The following is a 20,929-nucleotide window of genomic DNA, read 5'->3' on the forward strand; positions in this document are numbered from 1 at the left end:
CGAAGAACGCGAAGGGAAGAGAGAGAAAGAAAGAGAGTGTTTAGAAATAGTTTAGGCTTGCTACCAGGGAATTTCATCATTGTCTTCTCCCCATTTTGCGGGTGATTCTGCTGCTTTTTTGGTTGTCTCCCGGTTGACTCCGTAAATGGGTGTCGGTTTGACAATTTCTAATTTCTGATATTCTGGCTGTGGCGGTTCAATTGGTGTTTTTGCTTGCGGTTTGTAAGGCTGCATTCCTCCTCGGCGGCGCTGGGAAGTTCTTTCTTCGCTGGTGTCTTCGGTGACGACTTCGTAGAGAATTGCTAGTTTATTTGCATCGCTGCTTTTGCGGAGAACTCGGCCCAATCGCTGGATGTATTCGCGTTCGCTGCCCGTACCTGAAAGTATAATAGCAATTCTGGCGTCGGGTACGTCCACTCCTTCGTTGAGGACGTGGGAGGCGACAAGGGTTTTGTATTCGCCACTGCGAAATTTATCGAGGATTTCGTGGCGTTCTTTGACTGGGGTTTGGTGGGTAATTGTGGGAATAAGAAATTCTTGGGAAATTCGGTAAACTGTGGCGTTGTCACCGGTGAAAATTAGGGTACGCTGGGGAGAGTGTTCTGCTAGTATTTGAGCTAAAACTCGCAGTTTTCCTTCGGTACAAAGGGCGATTTCTTTGGCTTGGCGGTGGGCAATCATGGCGCGCCTTCCCAAGGGCGATCGCGCGCTTGCCATGATAAACTGTTTCCAACCTTCGAGGCTGGATATTCTGATGTTAGACTGTTTTAAGAAGTCGTTGCGAATGTTGATTAATTCGGCGTAGCGGTTGGTTTCTTCTGTTGACAGTTTTACCATAATTTGAACTATTTTATGGTCGGCTAAAGCATCGCCTGCCAAATCTTCGGGTCTTTTACTAAAGACTGTCGGGCCGATGAGAAAATGCAAATCGCTGTGGCGGCCATCTGTGCGATCCGGTGTAGCTGTCAGTCCGAGTTTAAAAGGCGCGATCGCATATTCGGAAATTACTCGATAAAAGTCCGTTGGCAAATGGTGGCATTCGTCAAAAACCAGCAAACCGTATTTATTGCCCAAGGTTTCTGCATGAATACTTGCACTGTCGTAGGTTGCCACTAAAATTGGCGTTTTGTCCCGCGAACCTCCGCCCAACAATCCGATTTCGATGTCGGGAAAAGCTGCTTTTAAATTAGCGTACCACTGGTGCATTAAATCGAGAGTTGGTACTACAATTAATGTACTGCGACCAGTGACTTGCATGGCTAATTGTGCCAGATAAGTTTTGCCGGAAGCAGTGGGGAGGACGACTACTCCTTGGCTTCCTGCTTCCTGCCAAGCTACGAGGGCCTGTTCTTGATGTGGGTAAGGCTGCATTTCCACGCTGGGTACGAGTTCGAGTAGTTCGTATGCCCTAGCTTCGTCGGTGAAGTGAATGCACTCGGCTTGGAGGCATTCTACCAGGGGGCGGTAGTGAATGGCTCGAATGCGGTATTTTTCCACGCGATCGTCCCATGTCGCAAAGTCCACCCAGTCTCTGCCTTTGGGCGGCGGGTGCAGCAATAGAGTTCCGCGATCGAATGTTAAGGTAGGTATCCGTGGCATTTGTTTAAAGACCCGCTGAGTGCAAGCCTGTTAAATTATAAGCGATCGATAAAATATATTGACAGCAGACTCTCTATCAGCTATTATTTAATCACATCTATTAAACCCTAATGTATTTTAATCTAAAATAGGGTTAACTTAAAATTAAATAGTAATCGTTTCACGATTTGTAAAAGTCAATATTTCTTTATTTCCTCGTTCTATACACCATCAGGGTTTCCTATACAAAAAATCTCGTACACAAATCAAATAGGATTACCCTAGCATTTTTTGTAGCCGACCAAATTGCCCCAATGTCAAAAAGGTCAAAAAAAGGTAGTAGGTACTTTAGTCATTGCTTCTGAATTGGCAAAAAAACGTAGGTACTGACTACACAATGCTTGGTATTGACTAGATATTTTCCCCACGGCTTCGAGTTCAATTATGAGCGGAATAATATGTTTGATTTTGTAGAATACAAAAAAAAATTTTTACAAGCGACTAAAAACTGGAATAACGAGAAGTGGAATAATTTTGATGACAATCCATTCCTGCTTTCGGCCCCAATGCTTCAAGATTGTCACGTTAAGAATTGTCGCTTTGTTGAAAGTCGATTAAAGATATTGGAATATCTGCCGAAAGATAGTGTGGTGGCTGAGGTGGGAACTCAATACGGGCGCTTTGCGGAAAAAATTATTGCTATTGCCAAGCCCAAAAAGCTGCATTTGATCGATTATAATTTTGAGTTATTCAAAGCAGAAATCAGCACCAAACAAAAAAGTCTAGTTCAAGAAGGGATAGAAAATGGAACGGTAGAGCTTCATGAAGGGGATTCTTCGACAATTTTAAGGAGCTTTCCTGACGAGTATTTTGACTGGATATATATCGATGCCGACCACGAATATCAAGGTGTATGCAAAGATATTCAGCAAGGTAACACAAAAGTTAAAGCCAAAGGAATGATGGTTTTTAACGATTACACGAATTGGTCGGTATGCGAGGTGATGCCTTACGGTGTGGCGAAAGCAGTCAATGAGTTTTGTATTGCGAATAACTGGGAAATCGTATTTTTTGCCTTTCAGTCCCTAGGCTATCACGATGTTGCAATTAGGAAAAATACTGGGGAAACGGCACTGCAAATTACGTTGGACGAAGCCAATTCCGAATTGCAGAATTACCAATATCAAATTCAACAGCTACAGTTACAGTTGGAACAAGCTAAAAAAACGATCGACTTGATGGAAAACGATCGATTTGGGAAATTGCGATCGATCTGGCGGAAAATCCAACAAAAATTATAGCCCCGCCGGATTGCCAAATCTAAAATCTACAAGAGTATTGTCCCGCTGGGGATGGTTTTTAGGTTAGATTCGATTTACGTATGCCTGAGATTAGAGGTTATAGATGGAAATAGGCGTCCCCAAGGAAATCAAGGATTTAGAGTTTCGAGTCGGGCTTAGCCCCACAAGTGTCCGGGCTTGTTCCGACAGAGGCCACACAGTTTTTGTAGAAACGAATGCTGGTGCTGGGGCCGGTTTCGCGGACGAGGACTACGTTCAAGCAGGGGCTAAGATTGTCTTAAAGGCTTCAGATGTCTGGAATCGCGAACTAATTGTTAAAGTTAAAGAACCCTTATCTGCTGAGTACCCGCTGATTCAAAAAGAGCAGTTGCTGTTTACATATTTGCACTTGGCAGCCGATCGCACATTAACTGAGCATTTAATCAATAGCGGAGTCCAGGCCATCGCCTACGAAACCGTCGAACTCCCGGACAGAAAATTGCCACTGCTGACGCCGATGAGTATTATTGCAGGGCGTTTGGCCGTGCAGTTCGGAGCTCGATTTCTGGAACGACAGCAAGGTGGTCGGGGCGTACTTTTGGGCGGCGTACCAGGGGTAAGACCGGGTAAAGTTGTGATTTTGGGCGGCGGCATCGTCGGCACAGAAGCAGCCAGAATTGCTTTAGGAATGGGCGCGAGAGTGCAGATTTTAGACGTAAATGTCGATCGCTTAGCCTACTTGGAAACTCTGTTCGGTTCCCGAGTAGAATACCTCTACAGCAGTCCTTTGCAAATTGAAGCAGTTGTTCCCGATGCTGATTTGTTAATCGGTGCGGTTTTGGTCTTAGGTAAAAAAGCTCCGGTGCTGGTTTCTCGCGAATTTGTTGCGAAGATGCACCCCGGTTCTGTAATAGTTGACGTAGCCGTTGACCAAGGTGGCTGCGTGGAAACTTTGCGGGTAACTTCTCACACAAATCCTACTTATGTTGAGGAAGGAGTTGTGCATTATGGCGTGCCCAATATGCCCGGTGCCGTTCCTTGGACAGCGACTCAAGCTTTGAATAACAGCACTTTGCCTTATGTTTTGCAGTTGGCAAATCACGGGATTAAAGCTTTGGAAATGAATCCGAGTTTGGCTAAGGGATTGAACGTGCAGAATCACCGATTGGTGCATCCGGCCGTGTGCGAGGTTTTCCCCGATTTGGCCGATTAGATTCCCACTTTTTTTAAAGTAAGCTATCCCGCATCTAAATTGTATTTGAGCGCGGGCGGGACGCCCACTCCACAAGCAACTTGATGTGTTGTGGAATGGGCATCTTGCCCGTTCCTAAAAAGGGCGCAAGATGTGAGTTACTACGAACCTTGTTGTAAAATTAGGGTTGATAGATTTGCCGGATTTCATCGAGATTGTTGGCTGCTGGCATATAAGATGCGATCGCCTGCAAAATACCAACATCAGAAATTCCCGCAATCTCCTCAAGCAACAGCAATCCTTCGTCTGGGAATTTCAGTCTTAAACCGAGTTCGATCATCTGGATAAATGCTTGTTTAGTGCGGGCCTGTTCCTCCAGTAACTGAGCATCTTTTTGAGATAACTGAGCATCTTTTTGAGATAACTGAGCATCTTTTTGAGATAACTGAGCATCTTTTTGTGCCGCCAGTTCGTCGCCCGTAGGAATGGGTTCGCCACTAGCATAGCACCAGCGCAACCAAGTACCACCGACATTTTCAAATTCACCTTGCCACAGAGTTAGTCCCAAACCGACGTCGGGAAACCAAGCATCACTTTTCGGCACGTAAGATTGATTCTGCAATTCAAAGACTCGCAGCGTACTCCCTTTCAACTCGCGTAGCGGATCGTACACTACATAATACGGGATTCGCATTCGAGCGTAATCTATTAACTTGCTGCCCAATTCGTTCCCCGGAGTTGGGGAAACAATTTCGATCGCAATTTCGGGAGGTTTGCCAAATTCCCAAAATAAATACGATCGCACTTGTTTTTCCCACCAATCCTCAGCACCAGTAATATTGATACTGAGAAACACATCCGGGGCGATTCCAGGTAGACGCACGCTGCTGAACAAACCGACATTTGCAGCCGCAATGAAGGGAACCGTAATACCTGTCTCGCCACCGCTATATAAAACCGTTGTCAGCAGCCGCTGCTGTTTTTCGTTGATGAAGCTGTCCAAAGGAGTATCGTCTTCTAAAACTAAGTTGCTAATATCTGGCAACTGACTCGGATGGAGGCTTAATGGCTCAGACATAGGTAGCCGAGGTGAGAAATATCTGCCAAATCAATGGTAACAGAATGTGCATCGGGCATCGGGCATCGGGCATCGGGCATCGGGCAATTTTTGATTTTTGATTTTAAATTGATTAGTAATTTTCCTCTCAAATCCTAATTGGGCATTAAGAATTGGTAAACCCCTATTTCACGAGTCTTGAGAACCGCTATTTTACTCGCAGCCCAGAAAAAAAATAAATTCCCCAAAACACTTGACAAACTGGCTAACTTATGGCAAAGTATTAATTCGTGACCGATGCGGAACTGGCGGAATTGGTAGACGCGCATGATTCAGGTTCATGTGGTGCAAGCCTTCCGGGTTCAAGTCCCGGGTTCCGCATTCCCAAGGCAGAAGGAAGTTTGGGGTTAACCCGATACAGGCAATAACCCCATTCGCTCTGCTGAATTAAACAATGCTGACCTAAAAAATGTGATACAAGCCTCTCCCTTCTAGGGGGAATTTCGGTTGGGAATCTCTCAAGCAATGTTTGTGAATAAACAGCACCGCATTTATTCACGTTGCCTCTACAATGGTTTTATGTTAAATCTAACCTACGAGTACAAGCTCATTCCTACCGATACGCAACGCCAGACTTTCGACCAGTGGCTCAATATTTGTCGCAAGGTCTACAACTTTGGATTGCGAGAACGAAAAGATTGGGTTAATTCTCGTAAGTGTGATATCAACTCGTGCAGCATTAAGCAGGAATACATTATCCCGGATGATGCACCGCGTCCAACCTTTGCCCGTCAATGCAAATCATTGGCCCAAGCAAAGAAGTTAATTCCTGAGTTGAAACTGCCTCACACCCATGTCTTGCAGCAGGCGTTGCGCCAATTAGAGGCAGCGTTTGTGGGGATGTGGGAACGAGGACACGGTTTTCCTAGATTTAAAAAGCGGATGCGCTCATTTGTGTTCCCTCAATTGAATCTAGAATCCGTTAAACAGTTTGATGGTGCCGATTGGGTCAACCTGCCCAAGATTGGCCCCGTAAAAATGCACCTGTCACGTCCAATCCCTCAAGGGTTTGATGTCAAGCAAATTCGCGTTGTTAAGAGGGCTTCTGGTTACTATGCCATGCTCAGTTTGCAATGTGATGTCGCAGTGCCTCAAGCCTCACCTTCAGGGCATGGATTAGGGATTGATTTAGGGTTAAAACATTTTTTGGCAACTTCTGATGGTGAATTGATTGATAGACCTCGATTCTTTGTGGATGGACAACGCAAGCTGAAATTGCTGCAACGTCAACTCAAGCGCAAGAAAAAAGGCTCTAGAAAGTTTCGTCAAATTCAACACCAAATAGCTAAACACCACGAATACATCTCGAACAGTCGCTCTTACTTTCATTTCAAGACCGCACATCATTTATGTAACTGGGCCCAAACAATATTTGCTGAGGACTTGAACCTCAAAGCAATGTCAGCCGGAATGATGAGTAAGCACACGCTTGATGCAGGGTTTGGTCAGTTCCTGAATATCTTGGGTCATGTTTGCTTTAAGCGAGGTGCATACTTTGCAAAAGTAGACCCCAACGGAACAAGTCAAACCTGCCCCTTATGTCAAACTCATACAGGCAAAAAAGAACTATCCGAACGGGTACATAGATGTCCAACCTGTGGCTATGAAACGAATCGAGATGTGGCAGCCGCGCAAGTGGTGTTGCAGCGTGGATATACAGCGGTTGGGCAAATCGCAGTGAATTTTGGGGAGGGCAAGCTACATGAGTAGTCCCAATGAACCAACAATCCTCGTGCCTTCGGGCCGAGGAGTTGTCAAAAGTATTCAAAACCCCCTAGTTAAAGAAATTCGCAAGCTGCACAGCTCGAAGGGACGCAGGGAACAACAATTATTTTTACTCGAAGGGACGCACTTACTCGAAGAAGCTTGCGCTGCCAAATACCCGCTAGCAACGGTTTGCTGCACTCCCGAATGGCTGGATCAGCACGGGGAACTTTGGCAGCAAGTTGGTAATTTAGCCGATCGCACAGAATTAGTAAGTGCAAAAGTGTTAGAGTCGATCGCCACTACAGTCCAACCCGACGGCATTGTTGCCACCGCACCCCGCACCGCAACAGAGCCCGCAAAATTGTCAACTTTAGGAATAGCCTTAGAAACAATCCAAGATCCCGGCAACTTGGGGGCGATCATCCGCACGGCTGCGGCTGCTAATGCCGACGGTTTGCTGCTGAGCGCAGACAGCGCCGATTTAGACCATCCCAAAGTGCTGCGCGCCTCGGCTGGAGCTTGGTTTAAGCTGCCAATGGCAGTCAGTCCAGATTTAACCGCCGAAGTCTCCGGGTATAAAAATCGAGGAATGCAAATTTTAGCAACCGTCGCCGGGGCCAGTTTAAGTTATTGGGAAGTAGATTTGCGAGTGCCGACTCTGATAGTTTTGGGGAACGAAGGCTCTGGTTTGTCGGAAGAATTGAGGAGTTTGGCCGATCGACAAATCCACATTCCCCTGAGTCGCGGCGTAGAATCTTTAAATGTGTCGATCGCCGCAGCCCTCATCTTGTACGAAGCTCAACGGCAAAGAAGTCATTAGTCATTAGTCATTAGTCATTAGTCATTATCTGTTGGGGCGGGTTCATCAATATCTGTAACTTCATATTCAGGGTATTGAAAAGCTGTTGGGCATTTAAATTGTATTTTTTGTATTTTTTACTTGCACTGTGCCAAAAGGATCAAATCCCCTCCCATCTCCCCCTCTCCCCCTCTCCCCATCTCCCCATCTCCCCCCTCTCCCCCTCTCCCCCTCTGAGATTTGGCCGATTTTGTTTAATATGATGCAACTGTAAAGCCAGGAAAGCGGGTACTCTCGTACCAACAGTTCAGGCTGGCATGAAATAAATATGAAGAAGTGTAGCCAACTGCTCTCACAAATGTTAAGATTCTTAACATAACGTAGTATTGTGCACCCCCCAATCAAAACCTAACCTGAGATGGTGCTGACTGGGAGTAGTAGCTAGCTACCATAAAATTAAGCCTCTTTAAATGGAAGGAAAGCGCAAGTCCCCGCCCGCTTTCCTTCCCAGCTAAAGCTAGGGGTTTGCGGCTACCGCAAACCTTTAGAGGCACAGATCCTCAGCGGGAAAAGCTCATGAAAACTCTTAAGTCCTCAGATACAGATTCTGTTCGCGCTTACTTGCGGGAAATCGGCCGCGTTCCCTTGTTGACCCATGAGCAAGAAATACTCTACGGGAAACAGGTACAGCGCTCAACCGCACTGCATCAGGAGAAAGATATTTTAGCCGAAGAGTTAGGCCGCGACCCGACGGCGGCTGAATGGGCACAGGCAGTAGGGCTGTCTGAGGCACAGTTGCAGCGGACGATCGAGCAGGGGGAAAGGGCAAAGCGCCAAATGGTGGAAGCGAATCTCCGCCTGGTAGTCTCTGTTGCCAAGAAATATATCAAGCGCAACGTAGATTTACTGGATCTAATTCAGGAAGGCACGATCGGGATGCAGCGGGGAGTAGAAAAATTTGACCCGACTAAGGGCTATAGATTTTCTACTTATGCTTATTGGTGGATTCGTCAGGCAATTACTCGGGCCATCGCCGAAAAAGGCCGCACCATCCGCTTACCGATCCATATCACCGAAAAGCTCAACAAAATTAAAAAAGCTCAGCGCCAACTTGCTCAACAGCTCGGTCGCGCGGCCACGGCTGCTGAATTGGCATCAGAGCTAGAATTGACTCCCAAACAGATTCGCGAATATCTCGATCGCGCGCGCCTGCCACTTTCCCTGGACTTGCGCGTGGGAGACAATCAAGATACAGAGTTGGGCGATTTGTTGGAAGATACGGGTACTACGCCAGAAGATTTTGCCCTGCAATCTTCCCTGCGGACTGACTTAGACCACCTGATGGCGGAACTGACTCAGCAACAGCGAGAAGTGCTCGCCTTGCGGTTCGGTTTAGAAGACGGGCAAACCCTAACTTTGGCAAAAATAGGCGATCGTCTCAACATCAGTCGGGAACGAGTGCGGCAAATAGAACGGGAAGCTTTGACCAAACTCCGCAAGCGCAAGCAAGATATCAACGATTATCTAGCCAGCTAGGTAGATTGGGGATTGGCGATCGGGTCTCCCCCACTTGCAATCCCCAATCTAAAATCGTAAAAACCGCCGCTTTTAATTCGGTTGTGCCCACTTGGTTGCTATGACTGTCCTGCTACATTAGTAATTACTTAGTAATAAAGATCAGCAGCCATCAGATAAGGGTTATTTAATTTAACCGCCCGCGTCTAACATAACAAGCTGTCTCTGAAACGGAGGTACTCGTGAGCAACTCATCTAATAAATCCCCAGAATTCTTTGAAGAAGACGGAGAAAATGCCAACTTATTATGGCAATACGTGCAGTCAATGGCTCCCGACACAGTTTCTCAGTTGTCTAAGCCGACTTCTCACGAAGTGTTTCAAGTAATGGAGCGAAATATTGTTGGACTATTGGGGAATTTGCCTTCGGAACACTTCGGGGTGACAGTCACTACCAGTCGCGAACATTTGGGTAGATTGCTCGCCTCAGCTATGATTAGCGGTTATTTTCTCAAAAATGCCGAACAGCGAATGACTTTTGAAAAGTCCATACAAGCCAGTGAGAGACATGGCTCGGACGATTAGTAGATTCTTAACATTTAAGTGATCCAAGTGTCAAGCCCCCCCTCGCAAGATGGGGGCTTAATATTTTAGATTTTAGATTTTAGATTTTAGATTTTAGAGGGTTGATTTTAGATTAAATAATTGAATAATTATTGATATTATTCTTACATTCCCAATTCCAAATTCCCAATTCCAAATTCCCCATTCCTAATTAATATGTCTGTTTCTCCTGTTGCCCACAAAGTTATCGGCGTTGCTGCAATCTGGAACGATCGCCAACAAATTCTGATTGACAAGCGCCGACAACATGGACTGCACGGGGGTTTCTGGGAGTTTCCGGGCGGAAAAATAGAGCCTGGGGAAACAATCGAAGCTTGCATAAAACGGGAAATTATGGAGGAGTTGGGGATTGTCGTAGAAGTTGGCGATCGCTTGATTACAATTGACCACGACTACACTAAATTTACAGTTAGACTATACGTGCACCACTGCCGCCACGTCAGCGGGGAACCGCAAACGATCGAATGCGAGGAAATTCGCTGGGTGACACTAGAGGAAATTGACCAATTTACTTTTCCCAAGGCAAACGCACAGATTATTGATGCACTGCGGAAAAGTTGAGCTGTAATATCAAACTCGGTTGCAACTGTCAACTGTCAACTGTCAACTATTTTTGGACGGGCAGAGTAAAGTGAAAACAACTGCCTCTACCGGGTACGGAGTCTACCCAAATTTGACCATAGTGGGCGCGGATGATGCCTTGACACAGAGACAGTCCAATGCCGTAACCGTCTGTTGATTTATCTCGCTGCAAGCGAAAGCTGTCTTCAAAAATGCTCGCGCAATCTTCTTCAGGAATTCCCGGCCCGCTGTTGCAAATGCTGACTTGAACTTTGTAAGCGGTGCGGTGGAGAATTGAAAGATTAACAGTTCCTTGGTCTGGCGTGTACTTGCTGGCGTTGTCAAGCAGGTTGACTATGACTTGTTTGATGCGATCGGGATCGGCATAAACCAAGGGCAAATCTGCGGGAATGTCTGTTTCTAAGTTCAGACTTTTCGCCTGAAATTTGTCTTGAAATTGCCCTATTACATCTTGACAAATCGCCCCCAGTTCGATTTTTTTTGGTTCAATGTGGAGTTGAGCATTTGTACCCCGGGCTGCTTGCAGGATATCTGTAATCATCCGATCGACAATTCGGATTTGGTGGCGGGCTTGTTTCATCAAATGAGCCGCCAGACTCGGTGTCAAACGCGACTTTTCCCCCTCTTTCACCTTCTGACTTGACTCCAAAGTCTCCAAAGCCAAAGATGCAGCCGTCAAGGGATTTCGCAAGTCGTGAGCTAGCATCGCAATAATCCGGTCTTTCAACTGCAACTGCTCTTGCAGGTGTTCTTTTTCCTGTTTGAGGCGAAAAACTTCATCAGAAAGCTGCACAAGTTCGGCCGCGCAAGCAACGGAATAGATGGGTTTTGGGTTAGTCAGGCTTTCAGCAAGTGCTGGGGCTGACTGCTGCTGAGCTGCGTATTCTTCTACAGAACGCTTCCAGCGGGGCCACCAGTGTTCGAGTTGGGCGATTAAATTGCTGCCGGCGAGAGTTTGTCGTGGCTCGGGATGAATTTTGAGCAGCGAGGGAGTGGCTACAAGTTTAAAGTGTTCGGCTAAATCGGGCTGTTCTCCTACATCGATGATTTGAAGCTCAAAGTCGCACTCTGCCTTCAAATCCTTTAGGGACTTGCGGATGTGTCTGGTCTGTTCCCTGGAAGAGGAACGCTTGTCTACAAACAGCAAAAGCTGTAAAAGCGGTGCAGAATTGGCCGGCTGTTCGGGAGAACAGTCAGTGCCGCTGGTGGCTGGTGTTGGATGGACGCTGTTGAGCTTTTCGATCGGGTGAAAATAATTGAGCATTGCCGAGCCGAGTTATTTCACTTCTACTTTAATTTAATACTTACTTTAGATTTATGCTATTGTCCGATAATTTAATTACAAGCGGGCAGATGATATTTTTGAGATGGAAGAAAAATGAGTCGCTGCGGGTGGTGGTTCAAGTGGCGGCCGCCTTTTTTGTGCTGTGCCTGTTGCTGACGCTGCACCGCTACTACAGCTTTTACGCTACTTACGACCAAGGCATTTTCAATCAACTTTTTTGGAACGGCACTCGGGGTCACTTGTTTGAGAGTTCCCTCTCTTCGGCTTTGTCCACTAATGTGGTTCACCAAAATCAGCTCCCGGAAGTATCTTATTATCGGTTGGGGCAGCATTTCACCCCGGCCCTAATGCTGTGGCTGCCAATTTACTCGCTGTTTCCCTCGCCCGTCACTTTGACTGTGTTGCAGGTGGCTTTAATTACGGTGGCGGGAGGAGTGCTCTATGCTCTCGCCAGACACTATCTGGAACCGAGGTTGTCGGCGACAATTGTTGTGAGCTATTACTGCGCTAACGCGGTCATCGGCCCGACTATGGGCAATTTTCACGATATTTGTCAAATGCCACTGTATGTCTTTAGCTTGCTGCTGGCTATGGAGAAGCGCTGGTGGCCCTTGTTTGGGATTCTGGCCACTTTAATTTTGGCTGTGCGAGAAGATGGGGGAGTTGTTTTATTTGGCGTTGGAGTTTACCTGATTTTGAGTCGGCGCTACCCTCGGACTGGTTTAGCCGTCTGCATACTCAGTTTTGGTTATATGATCGTCCTGACCAATCTGATTATGCCTTTGTTTTCTGCTGACATATCCCAGCGGTTTATGATGGAGCGCTTCGGCCAATATGCCGATGGAGATGAAGCTTCGACTCTAGAAATTATTTGGGGAATGGTGAGCAATCCCGGACGGTTGGTGGCTCAATTATTTACGCCGTTTTTTGGTAAGATTAGATACCTCCTGGGCCAGTGGTTGCCATTAGCTTTGGTTCCTGCTTTCGCACCTGCGTCTTGGATGATAGCTGGATTTCCGCTGCTGAAGCTATTTTTAGCGAAAGGAGAGTCGGTGCTGGCGATTAATATTCGCTATGCGATGACTGTGGTTCCAGGGCTTTTTTATGGGGCAATTCTGTGGTGGGCCCAGCGTCAAAAGGAAGAAGATAGAATGGTGAGAGAGGAAAGAATGTTTTTGCGTTTTCCTTCTGCTTTATTTCCTCTGCCTTCTTCTTCAAAGTTTCGCCGCTTTTGGGCGTTTTGCATCTGTTTGTCGCTATTTTTTACCTTCACTTCTAACCCAAATCGGACTTTTTCTTGGATTTTGCCCGATGCGATCGAGCCTTGGGTGCAGGTTCCTCTCGTCAGACAATGGCAGCACGTTTTGCAAGTGCGGCCGCTATTGGCTCAAATTCCTGCTGATGCTAGCGTGGCAGCAACGAATACTATTGTGCCGATTTTGTCAAGCAGGCGGGAAATTCTCAGGTTTCCGATGTTGGAACTCCGCAATGATGCGGGGCAGGCAGTGAAGATGCAATATGTAATTGCCGATCTCTGGCAGTTGCAGCAGTATCAGGCTGCGTTTCGCACGGAACGGGGACAGTTGCGGGAGATCGTACCGGCGATCGATCGAATGTCCAAATCTGGAGAGTACGGAATTGTTGGCTTTGAAGACGGCGCGATTTTGATGCGTCAGGGTGCTGTTTCTAATTCTGCATCGGCTGCTGCTTGGACCCGTTTTCGCGGCGAATTGGAGCCGATTTTGAACAAACGGTAAGCCGGTAGCCACGATCGCCATTGCTGCCCTCAGTGGCTCAAATCTTGAGGAAACCTGTTTTTTTCAGGTAATGGCGATCGAGCAATTTCCTGCAAAAACCCGGTTTCTGCATGATTTTCCGTCCTTGTGGCTGCCAAAAGTCAGGCATTAGCCATAAACTTGCAATCTACTAACATTTGAGGCTGATAATCATACAATCAATCTGTTAATCATAAACATTAAGTTATATAAATTATTTGGAGGGAGAAAGATGAAAATTTTGGTATTGGCATGGGAGTTTCCTCCCAGAATCGTAGGGGGTATCGCCCGCCACGTATCAGAACTATATCCAGAATTGGTGAAGCTGGGGCACGAAATTCACTTAATTACAGTAGAGTTCGGCCACGCGCCGATGTACGAAGTGGTGGAAGGAATACGTGTGCATCGGGTGGTGGTGGGGCACGCCAGGGACTTTTTTCACTGGGTGGCGAACCTCAACCAAAGCATGGGCCACCAAGGCGGGAAACTGATGCTTGAGGAAGGCCCCTTTGATATCATCCACGCTCATGATTGGTTAGTGGGAGATGCGGCGATCGCCCTCAAGCATACCTTTAAAGTACCGCTAATTGCCACCATCCACGCCACCGAATACGGGCGCTTCAACGGCATCCACAATGAAGGGCAGCGCTACATTAACGCCAAGGAAAACGACCTCGCTTACAACGCTTGGCGAGTAATTGTTTGCAGTGATTATATGCGGCGGGAAGCCGAACGGGTACTATCGACTCCGTGGAACAAAATAGAGGTAATTTACAACGGAATCAGGTCGGAGAAAAAGCCCCGCTGGCACGAATTTGACGCGATGGATTTCCGCCGCAGGTTTGCTGCTGATGATGAGAAAATTGTCTATTATGTAGGAAGAATTAGCTATGAAAAAGGTATTGGTGTATTTTTGAATGCTGCACCTAAAGTAATTTGGGAAATGGGGGGTAAAGCGAAAATTGTAATTGTTGGCGGCGGCAATACAGACCATCTAAAACATTTAGCTTGGCATTTAGGAATTTGGAATAAGTGTTATTTTACTGGGTTCATGTTTGAGGAACATCTCGACAAATTCCAGACGGTGGCTGACTGCGCGGTTTTTCCCAGTCTTTACGAACCTTTTGGGATTGTAGCGTTAGAAAGCTTTGCTGCAAGAGTGCCTGTGGTCGTTTCGGATGCGGGCGGACTTCCAGAGGTGGTGCTGCACACTAAAACTGGCGTTGTTACTGAGGCAAACAATCGGGATTCTTTGGCCTGGGGAATTTTGGAGGTTCTCAAAAATCCGGGTTACGCGCAGTGGTTGGTTGACAATGCTTATCAAGATTTGGAACGCAGGTTTAGTTGGCCGAAGTTGGCGATAGAAACCCAGTGGGTTTATGAACGGGTGGTGGAGGAAAGGGCTGAGGTTGATTGGTAAGAATGTTGACTGTTGACTGTTGACTGTTGACTGTTGACTGTTGACTGTTCACGGTTGACTGTGAGTAGAATATCAAGTTTTTTTGGTGCAAATCTTAAGGATTTGTAACACAATGATAGAGACACTCGAACTTACTTTGAGTGTACTCGGAAGATTTAAAGGGAATTAGCATCTTGAATATTTTTAGGGAAATAGATCCCCAACCCAGACGCAGCTTACTGATTTTATTCACCGCAGGCCTGCTATTCTGGTCGAGTTTGGCTTCGCTACTGCCAACTTTGCCGTTGTACGTTCAATTTGTGGGTGGCACAAAACAGCAAATTGGCTTTGTGATGGGTGCATTTGCGATCGGACTTTTGCTATCGAGGCCGCAATTGGGCAAAATAGCCGACAGCAGGGGGCGAAAACAAGTTTTGCTTCTAGGCGCGTCAGTCGCTGCGATCGCCCCTTGGGGCTACCTGTTAGCTCAATCTATCCCCTTACTGTTACTTATTCGCGTTTTTCACGGCATTAGTATCGCCGCTTTTACTACAGCTTACAGCGCTTTGGTAACAGATTTGTCGCCACCAGGAAAGCGGGGCGAATTAATCGGTAACATGAGCTTGGTGAATCCTATTGGTTTAGCAGTTGGGCCGGCTATTGGCGGATTTGTGCAAGCTTGGGTTGGTTATACTCCTTTGTTTGCGATGTCGGCGGCTTTCGCTGCAACGGCTGTATTTTTTACCTGCCAAATTGCGGAACCTAATTTGGCAGATTTAACAAAATCGGGATCGCTATCTGAGGACAAAAATAGCCAAAAATACTGGGAAATGCTCTGGAATCCGAGAGTGAGGATTCCGGCTTTAGTGTTATTGGTGGTTGGTTTAGTATTTGGAACTTTGAGCACTTTTATGCCTTTGTTTATCCAAGAAACTAAAGCTAATTTGAATCCGGGATTATTTTATTCTACGGCGGCTATCGCCAGTTTCGGTATAAGGTTGGTCACGGGACGGGCTTCGGACAAATACGGTCGCGGCTTGTTTATTTCTGGTGGCTTAATCTGTTATGCCGTATCTATGTTATTGTTGTATTTTGCTAACAACAGCAGTGCTTTTTTAATAGCAGCTTTGGTTGAAGGTTGCGCTGGCGGTACGGTTTTGCCGATGATGGTAACGCTGATGTCGGACAGGTGCGAACCTCATGAAAGGGGCCGCTTGTTTTCGCTTTGTATTGGCGGATTTGATTTGGGCATTGCAATTGCTGGCCCGACTTTAGGGTTTGTGGCTGAACAAGTTGGCTACAGAAATATGTTTGGTTTTGCGGCTGGACTCGCTGGCTTGGCTTTGCTGATTTTTATTACTCAGTCTAGCAAGGGCTTGTCTAATTCCATGAAATTTGCGATCGGTCGAGGCAAAGATGTTTATGCTTTGAATCGATGATATTACAGAAGCAAGAAGGAAGAGGCAATCGTGGGACTTACCAAAAAACCCGGTTTCTCCCAAAAATCGTGAATCTATGCGACAGATATTGAGGCAGAAACCGGGTTTTTGTTCCCGCGCAGCATTCTGACAAACAGGCAAGATGCCTGTTCCACAAAGAGTGAGTTTTCTGTAAAAGGTACACATTAAAAAAGTTCTGAGTTTTAAATCGTGAGTTGAATTAATTTCTTAATTCAAAACTCAAAACTCAGAACTCAGAACTCACAGCTTATAACGTTTGTAAATGGGCTTGGAGGGATTCGAACCCCCGACCTCATGGTTCGTAGCCATGCACTCTATCCAACTAAGCTACAAGCCCCTGTTGAGTTAAGATTTAATCTAAAATTGATTAAGTTCTTTTCTCACAGAATCTAACAGTAACATCATTACCAAAATAATGCAAGACCTTTCGCAAACTTTTTCTAAATTGCCCGATCGCACACAGCTCACTCACCTCGACAGCAGCGGGGAAGCCCAAATGGTGGACGTTTCAGCGAAGGTGCCCACTGTGCGGCAAGCTGTGGCGGCTGCCAGGGTGCGGATGCTGCCGGAGACGTTTGCGGCGATTGAAGCGGGGAATGCGCCGAAAGGTGATGTGTTGGGCACTGCAAGGCTGGCTGGAATTATGGCGGCGAAACAGACTGCACATTTGATTCCTCTGTGCCACCCTCTGCCGCTGAGTAGCGTGGAGGTGCAGGTGATGCCGGATGCTGGGTTGCCGGGGTATCAAATTCGGGCGACGGTGAAAATTAAGGCGGAAACAGGGGTGGAAATGGAGGCGCTGACGGCGGTTTCGGTGGCGGCGCTGACTTTGTACGATATGGCGAAAGGATTGGAAAAGTCGATCGCCATTGAGTCGATTCGCCTGGTGAGTAAAAGTGGCGGCAAGTCTGGAGACTATGAAAATGTAGAGGCATAAGTTTCCTGCCGAAAGAGGGATGCAGCATTCAAAAAGCTGCACTTATGATTAAAATAGGCACAGAACTACTAATATCAAGTGAAAAACTATGCCTCCTCGTTGGCCCCGCAAACCCGATCGCAATGATCCAGAGTACCGCCGTTTAGATGACCGGATGAATTTTGCTATCCACGTCGGTCTTTTTTCTGCTACCAATTCAGGTTTGTGGTTTGTTCACAATTTGCAAAAGGCTGATTGGCCTTGGGCAATTTCGGTAACGGGTGGATGGGCTCTAGTAGTTTTGGCCCACGCGATTTACCATTTTGCGATCGCCGATTATTCGCCCCTCACCAAAGATTCTGGCTGAAGGCAGTTGTCGGCGATTTGTTAAGTCTTTTGATTGATAACAAATAACTTTCGGCTTTTTTGATATGGCTAATACTACACAGGCGATCGAATCCTTAGCAGCCGAAATCGGCGAAAATGTCTACATTGACATTGCGAAGTGGCATTTGTATCTCAATGATGCCCACCTGCATACAGTTGTTGCCCAACAACTTTATTCAATGCTGGAAGATGGGAAGTTAGATGCTGACAAAGTTGGACAAGTTTTGCAAGGAATTCCTGTCAAGTTGGGCGGCGGCAAGCGGGAAGTGCCACTGGCAGATTTAATTCCGATGCAGTGTCAAGTTCAGTTGATGGATGTGCTTGAGGAATTTCAGCGGAAGATGTAGTAAAGGGCGGGTTTTGTACGCAGATTGTGGGCGTTGTGCCTGGTAGTTCGCCCTTAACCCGCCCCGCCAATTTCGGAGATTTATTTGCGAAAACGCCCCCGAATGCGATCGACAAACATATCAACTTCCGGCAACTTCATCAGACTGACAAAAACGGCAAAAACTCCTAACCCTACAAAACTTGACACACTCAACTGCACTAATTGAATTACCAAACCTTCAGTACCCAAAACTCTTTGACAGGCTTGCAGAGTAGCCAAGGTAACGAAAGCAGTTACAGAACTGCCAGAAGTTAACCCCAGAAGAGGCAAACTCCACTGCCCCCAAGGCAGGCCACCCAGCTTTTTATCTAATAAGTACAAAAGCATAACCATCGAAGTAAGATTCACTCCCACCGTCGCCAAAACTAATCCGGGCGCGCCAAAGGCTCCTACTAACAAATAATCCAAAAGACCGTTTAAAAAGATATTGATAATACTGATGCGAAAAGGCGTTTCTCCGTCTCCCAAAGCGTAAAATACCCGTACCACAACGTCGCGTCCCAAATACACAAACATTCCAATACTGTAAGCCATCAATATCGGCGTGACAAACTCCGATGCTGACCGATCAAAAGCATAGCGTTCGTAAACCACGCGGACGATCGGCCCGGCAAGTGTTACCATTAAAGCGCTCAGTGGCAGCATCGTAAGGGCAGTCAAAACTAAAGATTGACGAATTCGATCTTTTAATTCCGGCCAATCTTTTGGTTCGGTGAGGCGAGAAAATATCGGCAAAAATGGCACTAAAATTACATTAGAAATGATGCCTAAAGGAGTCATAACTAACAAGCCGCTGTAACCCATCGCAGAGGCAGCTTGAGGGATGTAGGATGCGAAAAATAGGTCAGTATAAACATTAATTTGCAGCATTCCTGATGATAAGGTCGCAGGAACCATCACCTTAATTACTTCTTGCACTCCGGGGCGTTTAAAATTAAACCGCAAGCGCAATGTTCCCAAGCCCGCGCGCCACTGCGCCACCAGTTGCACCAACCACTGCAAAACTGCGCCCGCTAAAGTTCCCCAAGCTAACACTAAGCCACCAATTAGTGCGTATTCCGGCTGAATAATTTTGTCTCCGAGTTGCAGTGCGAGAACCCCCAAACCGCCGACAAGTGCAACGCTAGAAAATAAAGGGCTAATCGAAGGCAACCAGTACATATCGGCAGCGTTGAGAGTGCCGAAACCAATGCCGATTAAGCCTGAAAGTAATGCCATCGGCGCCATAATCCGAAATTGCTGGACGGCAATTGCTTTGATTTGTAAACCTTCTGCTGTTCTATTTAATCCCGGTGCCACCAAATCGATCGCCGGATCTGCAAAAATAATTAAAGCGATCGTCACCAACAGCAACAAGCCCCCGACTAAGGTGGTGATAGTCTCGACTAAGGGCGCTGCTTCTTTTTTATCCCGGCGGGCTAAAACACTGACGATGGCGCTGTGAAATGGCCCGTTAATCCCTCCCAGCAAAATAAATAAGAAACCAGGGATGACGTAGGCGTAGTTGTAGGCATCGACGGCGACACCGACTCCAAAGGCTGCGGCGATCGCAATTTGGCGCACCAATCCAAAGACTTTGCTAATTAGAGTGGCGAGTGCGACAATGCCGGCAATCCCTGCGAGGGAACGAGAGGGCTTCTGTAATTGGGACACAAATGGTTACAAACGCTAATGCTAAAAGGATTCACTTATTTTAATCGCGAATCGGGAGAATGATAACATGAATTCCGAAAACTTCTATTCCCAATTACCTTTACTGGACAATTTTATCAAGATTACCGATCTGGGTAATTTTGTTGACGTACCTGATGATTGGTACATTGTTGTCACAGATATTCGCGGTTCTACAAAAGCGATTGAAGCTGGAAAATACAAAGAAGTTAACTTATTGGGGGCTTGTTCAATCGTTGCTGTTTTGAATATCGCCGGCAAAACTGAGATTCCGTTTGTCTTTGGTGGCGACGGCGCTTCTCTTTTAATGGGGCCATCGCTTTTACCCGCTGCTAAGATTGCTTTGCTGGCCACTCAACAAATGGCTAAGACTCAATTTGACATGGATTTGCGAGTTGGGGCCGTCCCGGTTCAAGTTGTGGCAGCTAATTATCCGGTTAAAATAGCTAAGTTTAAAGTTTCAGAAAATTACAGCCAAGCTGTTTTTAGTGGCGGCGGCTTAACTCGTGCTACTGAACTTATTAAAGATCCGGCGTCTGGTAATATTTACAGTATTAAAAATAATGGCATTTCTGCAACAGCAGATTTTTCGGGATTGGAATGCCGGTGGCAGGATATTCCCAGCAAGTATGGGGAAATAGTAACGCTGCTGGTAATGGTGCGAGAAGATTTTTGCCAGCAAAGTCATCAATTATATAGAAAAATTATCAAAAAAATTAACTACATTTACGGCAAGGAAAATTGTTTAAATCCTATCGACCGTAAAAATCTTAAATTGACATTGAATAGCGCAAAGCTGATTAAAGAAACTCTAATTAGGGCGAGCAATGCTAGTTGGTTAGACCGCCAGATGTATTTATCAAAAATACAGTTAGAGACGGCGCTTGGTTCGCTGCTAATGAATTTGAAGGTTAAGACAGAAGAGTTAGATTGGGGAGTTTATAAAGATATTGCGATCGCAGCTACGGATTACCGCAAATTTGATGATATGTTGAGAATGGTAATTTCTGGCAATGAGTGGCGGCGAAAAAAATTGACGGGGTACTTGGAAAGGAATTACCGAGAAGGCAAGCTGGTTTACGGTTTGCACGTTTCTGACAGAGCGTTGATGACTTGTTTGGTGTTTGAACGCAACGGTCGCCAAGTACATTTTATAGACGGTGCTGATGGTGGTTATGCTTTAGCGGCGAAGGATATGAAACAAAGAATGAATGAATAAGTAAGCTTAGCTAAACTACAAACCGTCGTTTCATGC

Annotated in this window: 19 protein-coding genes and 2 tRNA genes; 15 read left to right on the forward strand and 6 right to left on the reverse strand. The window is 46.3% G+C overall.

Annotated features, from left to right (window positions below; genetic code table 11):
* Window positions 1-60: 60 nt before the first annotated feature.
* On the reverse strand, window positions 61-1,599 hold the full coding sequence (locus QUB06_RS20590) for a DEAD/DEAH box helicase family protein (RefSeq protein ID WP_333436829.1): 1,539 nt from the start codon (window positions 1,597-1,599) through the stop codon (window positions 61-63).
* A 437-nt stretch (window positions 1,600-2,036) separates the two neighbouring features.
* On the opposite strand from QUB06_RS20590, the gene QUB06_RS20595 reads away from it, so the two are divergent.
* A complete protein-coding gene (locus tag QUB06_RS20595) occupies window positions 2,037-2,879 on the forward strand; it encodes a class I SAM-dependent methyltransferase (RefSeq protein WP_333436830.1) in 843 nt (280 codons plus the stop codon).
* Window positions 2,880-2,982: 103 nt separating this feature from the next.
* Window positions 2,983-4,071 (forward strand): alanine dehydrogenase, encoded by a 1,089-nt coding sequence (ald, locus tag QUB06_RS20600; RefSeq protein WP_333436831.1) that lies wholly within the window; start codon window positions 2,983-2,985, stop codon window positions 4,069-4,071.
* A 160-nt stretch (window positions 4,072-4,231) separates the two neighbouring features.
* On the opposite strand, the gene QUB06_RS20605 is transcribed toward ald, so the two are convergent.
* Complete coding sequence (locus QUB06_RS20605) at window positions 4,232-5,128, reverse strand: Uma2 family endonuclease (protein WP_333436832.1); 897 nt, start codon at window positions 5,126-5,128, stop codon at window positions 4,232-4,234.
* 134 nt (window positions 5,129-5,262) lie between these two features.
* Window positions 5,263-5,436, reverse strand: a complete 174-nt coding sequence (locus QUB06_RS20610; RefSeq protein WP_333436833.1) for a hypothetical protein — start codon at window positions 5,434-5,436, stop codon at window positions 5,263-5,265.
* Here QUB06_RS20610 and QUB06_RS20615 point away from each other — a divergent pair.
* From QUB06_RS20615 to mutT, 6 genes are all read left to right on the forward strand, one after another.
* Window positions 5,407-5,488 (forward strand) — tRNA-Leu (locus QUB06_RS20615). The genes QUB06_RS20610 and QUB06_RS20615 overlap by 30 nt on opposite strands.
* A 198-nt stretch (window positions 5,489-5,686) precedes the next feature.
* The gene (locus QUB06_RS20620; RefSeq protein WP_333436855.1) at window positions 5,687-6,877 is read left to right on the forward strand and encodes a transposase; all 1,191 of its coding nucleotides are present in this window, start codon (window positions 5,687-5,689) and stop codon (window positions 6,875-6,877) included.
* Entirely contained in the window at window positions 6,870-7,694 is an 825-nt protein-coding gene (locus QUB06_RS20625; protein ID WP_333436834.1) for an RNA methyltransferase, read from the forward strand. The genes QUB06_RS20620 and QUB06_RS20625 overlap by 8 nt, the downstream gene beginning before the upstream one ends.
* Before the next feature lie 555 nt (window positions 7,695-8,249).
* Complete coding sequence (locus QUB06_RS20630) at window positions 8,250-9,209, forward strand: RNA polymerase sigma factor, RpoD/SigA family (RefSeq protein WP_006633882.1); 960 nt, start codon at window positions 8,250-8,252, stop codon at window positions 9,207-9,209.
* 221 nt (window positions 9,210-9,430) lie between these two features.
* On the forward strand, window positions 9,431-9,772 hold the full coding sequence (locus QUB06_RS20635; protein ID WP_172187001.1) for a DUF760 domain-containing protein: 342 nt from the start codon (window positions 9,431-9,433) through the stop codon (window positions 9,770-9,772).
* A gap of 195 nt (window positions 9,773-9,967) precedes the next feature.
* The gene (mutT, locus tag QUB06_RS20640; RefSeq protein ID WP_333436835.1) at window positions 9,968-10,372 is read left to right on the forward strand and encodes an 8-oxo-dGTP diphosphatase MutT; all 405 of its coding nucleotides are present in this window, start codon (window positions 9,968-9,970) and stop codon (window positions 10,370-10,372) included.
* A gap of 46 nt (window positions 10,373-10,418) precedes the next feature.
* Here mutT and QUB06_RS20645 read toward each other — a convergent pair whose 3' ends face one another.
* Complete coding sequence (locus QUB06_RS20645) at window positions 10,419-11,657, reverse strand: histidine kinase (RefSeq protein ID WP_333436836.1); 1,239 nt, start codon at window positions 11,655-11,657, stop codon at window positions 10,419-10,421.
* 53 nt (window positions 11,658-11,710) lie between these two features.
* Between QUB06_RS20645 and QUB06_RS20650 the strand changes: the two genes are divergently transcribed.
* The 3 genes from QUB06_RS20650 (at window position 11,711) to QUB06_RS20660 (ending at window position 16,291) form a co-directional block, all read left to right on the forward strand.
* Window positions 11,711-13,435, forward strand: coding sequence for a DUF2079 domain-containing protein (locus QUB06_RS20650; protein WP_445251408.1), 1,725 nt, complete (start codon window positions 11,711-11,713; stop codon window positions 13,433-13,435).
* A gap of 250 nt (window positions 13,436-13,685) precedes the next feature.
* The gene (locus QUB06_RS20655; protein ID WP_333285798.1) at window positions 13,686-14,873 is read left to right on the forward strand and encodes a glycosyltransferase family 4 protein; all 1,188 of its coding nucleotides are present in this window, start codon (window positions 13,686-13,688) and stop codon (window positions 14,871-14,873) included.
* A gap of 173 nt (window positions 14,874-15,046) precedes the next feature.
* Entirely contained in the window at window positions 15,047-16,291 is a 1,245-nt protein-coding gene (locus tag QUB06_RS20660; RefSeq protein ID WP_333436838.1) for an MFS transporter, read from the forward strand.
* Between the two features lie 284 nt (window positions 16,292-16,575).
* Here the strand turns inward: QUB06_RS20660 and QUB06_RS20665 are convergent.
* A tRNA-Arg gene (locus QUB06_RS20665) sits at window positions 16,576-16,649 on the reverse strand.
* A 78-nt stretch (window positions 16,650-16,727) separates the two neighbouring features.
* On the opposite strand from QUB06_RS20665, the gene moaC reads away from it, so the two are divergent.
* The 3 genes from moaC to QUB06_RS20680 all read left to right on the forward strand — a co-directional run bounded on the left by moaC (window position 16,728) and on the right by QUB06_RS20680 (window position 17,962).
* Complete coding sequence (gene moaC, locus QUB06_RS20670; protein ID WP_333436839.1) at window positions 16,728-17,249, forward strand: cyclic pyranopterin monophosphate synthase MoaC; 522 nt, start codon at window positions 16,728-16,730, stop codon at window positions 17,247-17,249.
* An 88-nt stretch (window positions 17,250-17,337) separates the two neighbouring features.
* Window positions 17,338-17,595, forward strand: coding sequence for a 2TM domain-containing protein (locus QUB06_RS20675; protein ID WP_006633890.1), 258 nt, complete (start codon window positions 17,338-17,340; stop codon window positions 17,593-17,595).
* Window positions 17,596-17,659: 64 nt separating this feature from the next.
* Window positions 17,660-17,962: a DUF3181 family protein gene (locus QUB06_RS20680; protein ID WP_333240221.1), complete on the forward strand. Its 303-nt coding sequence runs from the start codon at window positions 17,660-17,662 to the stop codon at window positions 17,960-17,962.
* An 80-nt stretch (window positions 17,963-18,042) separates the two neighbouring features.
* Here the strand turns inward: QUB06_RS20680 and murJ are convergent, their stop codons facing one another.
* On the reverse strand, window positions 18,043-19,656 hold the full coding sequence (gene murJ / locus QUB06_RS20685; protein WP_333436840.1) for a murein biosynthesis integral membrane protein MurJ: 1,614 nt from the start codon (window positions 19,654-19,656) through the stop codon (window positions 18,043-18,045).
* A 67-nt stretch (window positions 19,657-19,723) separates the two neighbouring features.
* Here murJ and QUB06_RS20690 point away from each other — a divergent pair, with 67 nt between their 5' ends.
* Entirely contained in the window at window positions 19,724-20,893 is a 1,170-nt protein-coding gene (locus tag QUB06_RS20690) for a DUF3095 domain-containing protein (RefSeq protein ID WP_333436841.1), read from the forward strand.
* The last annotated feature ends 36 nt before the right edge of the window (window positions 20,894-20,929 follow it).

The sequence above is a fragment of the Microcoleus sp. D2_18a_D3 genome, from assembly GCF_036702455.1.
Taxonomy (GTDB): domain Bacteria; phylum Cyanobacteriota; class Cyanobacteriia; order Cyanobacteriales; family Microcoleaceae; genus Microcoleus.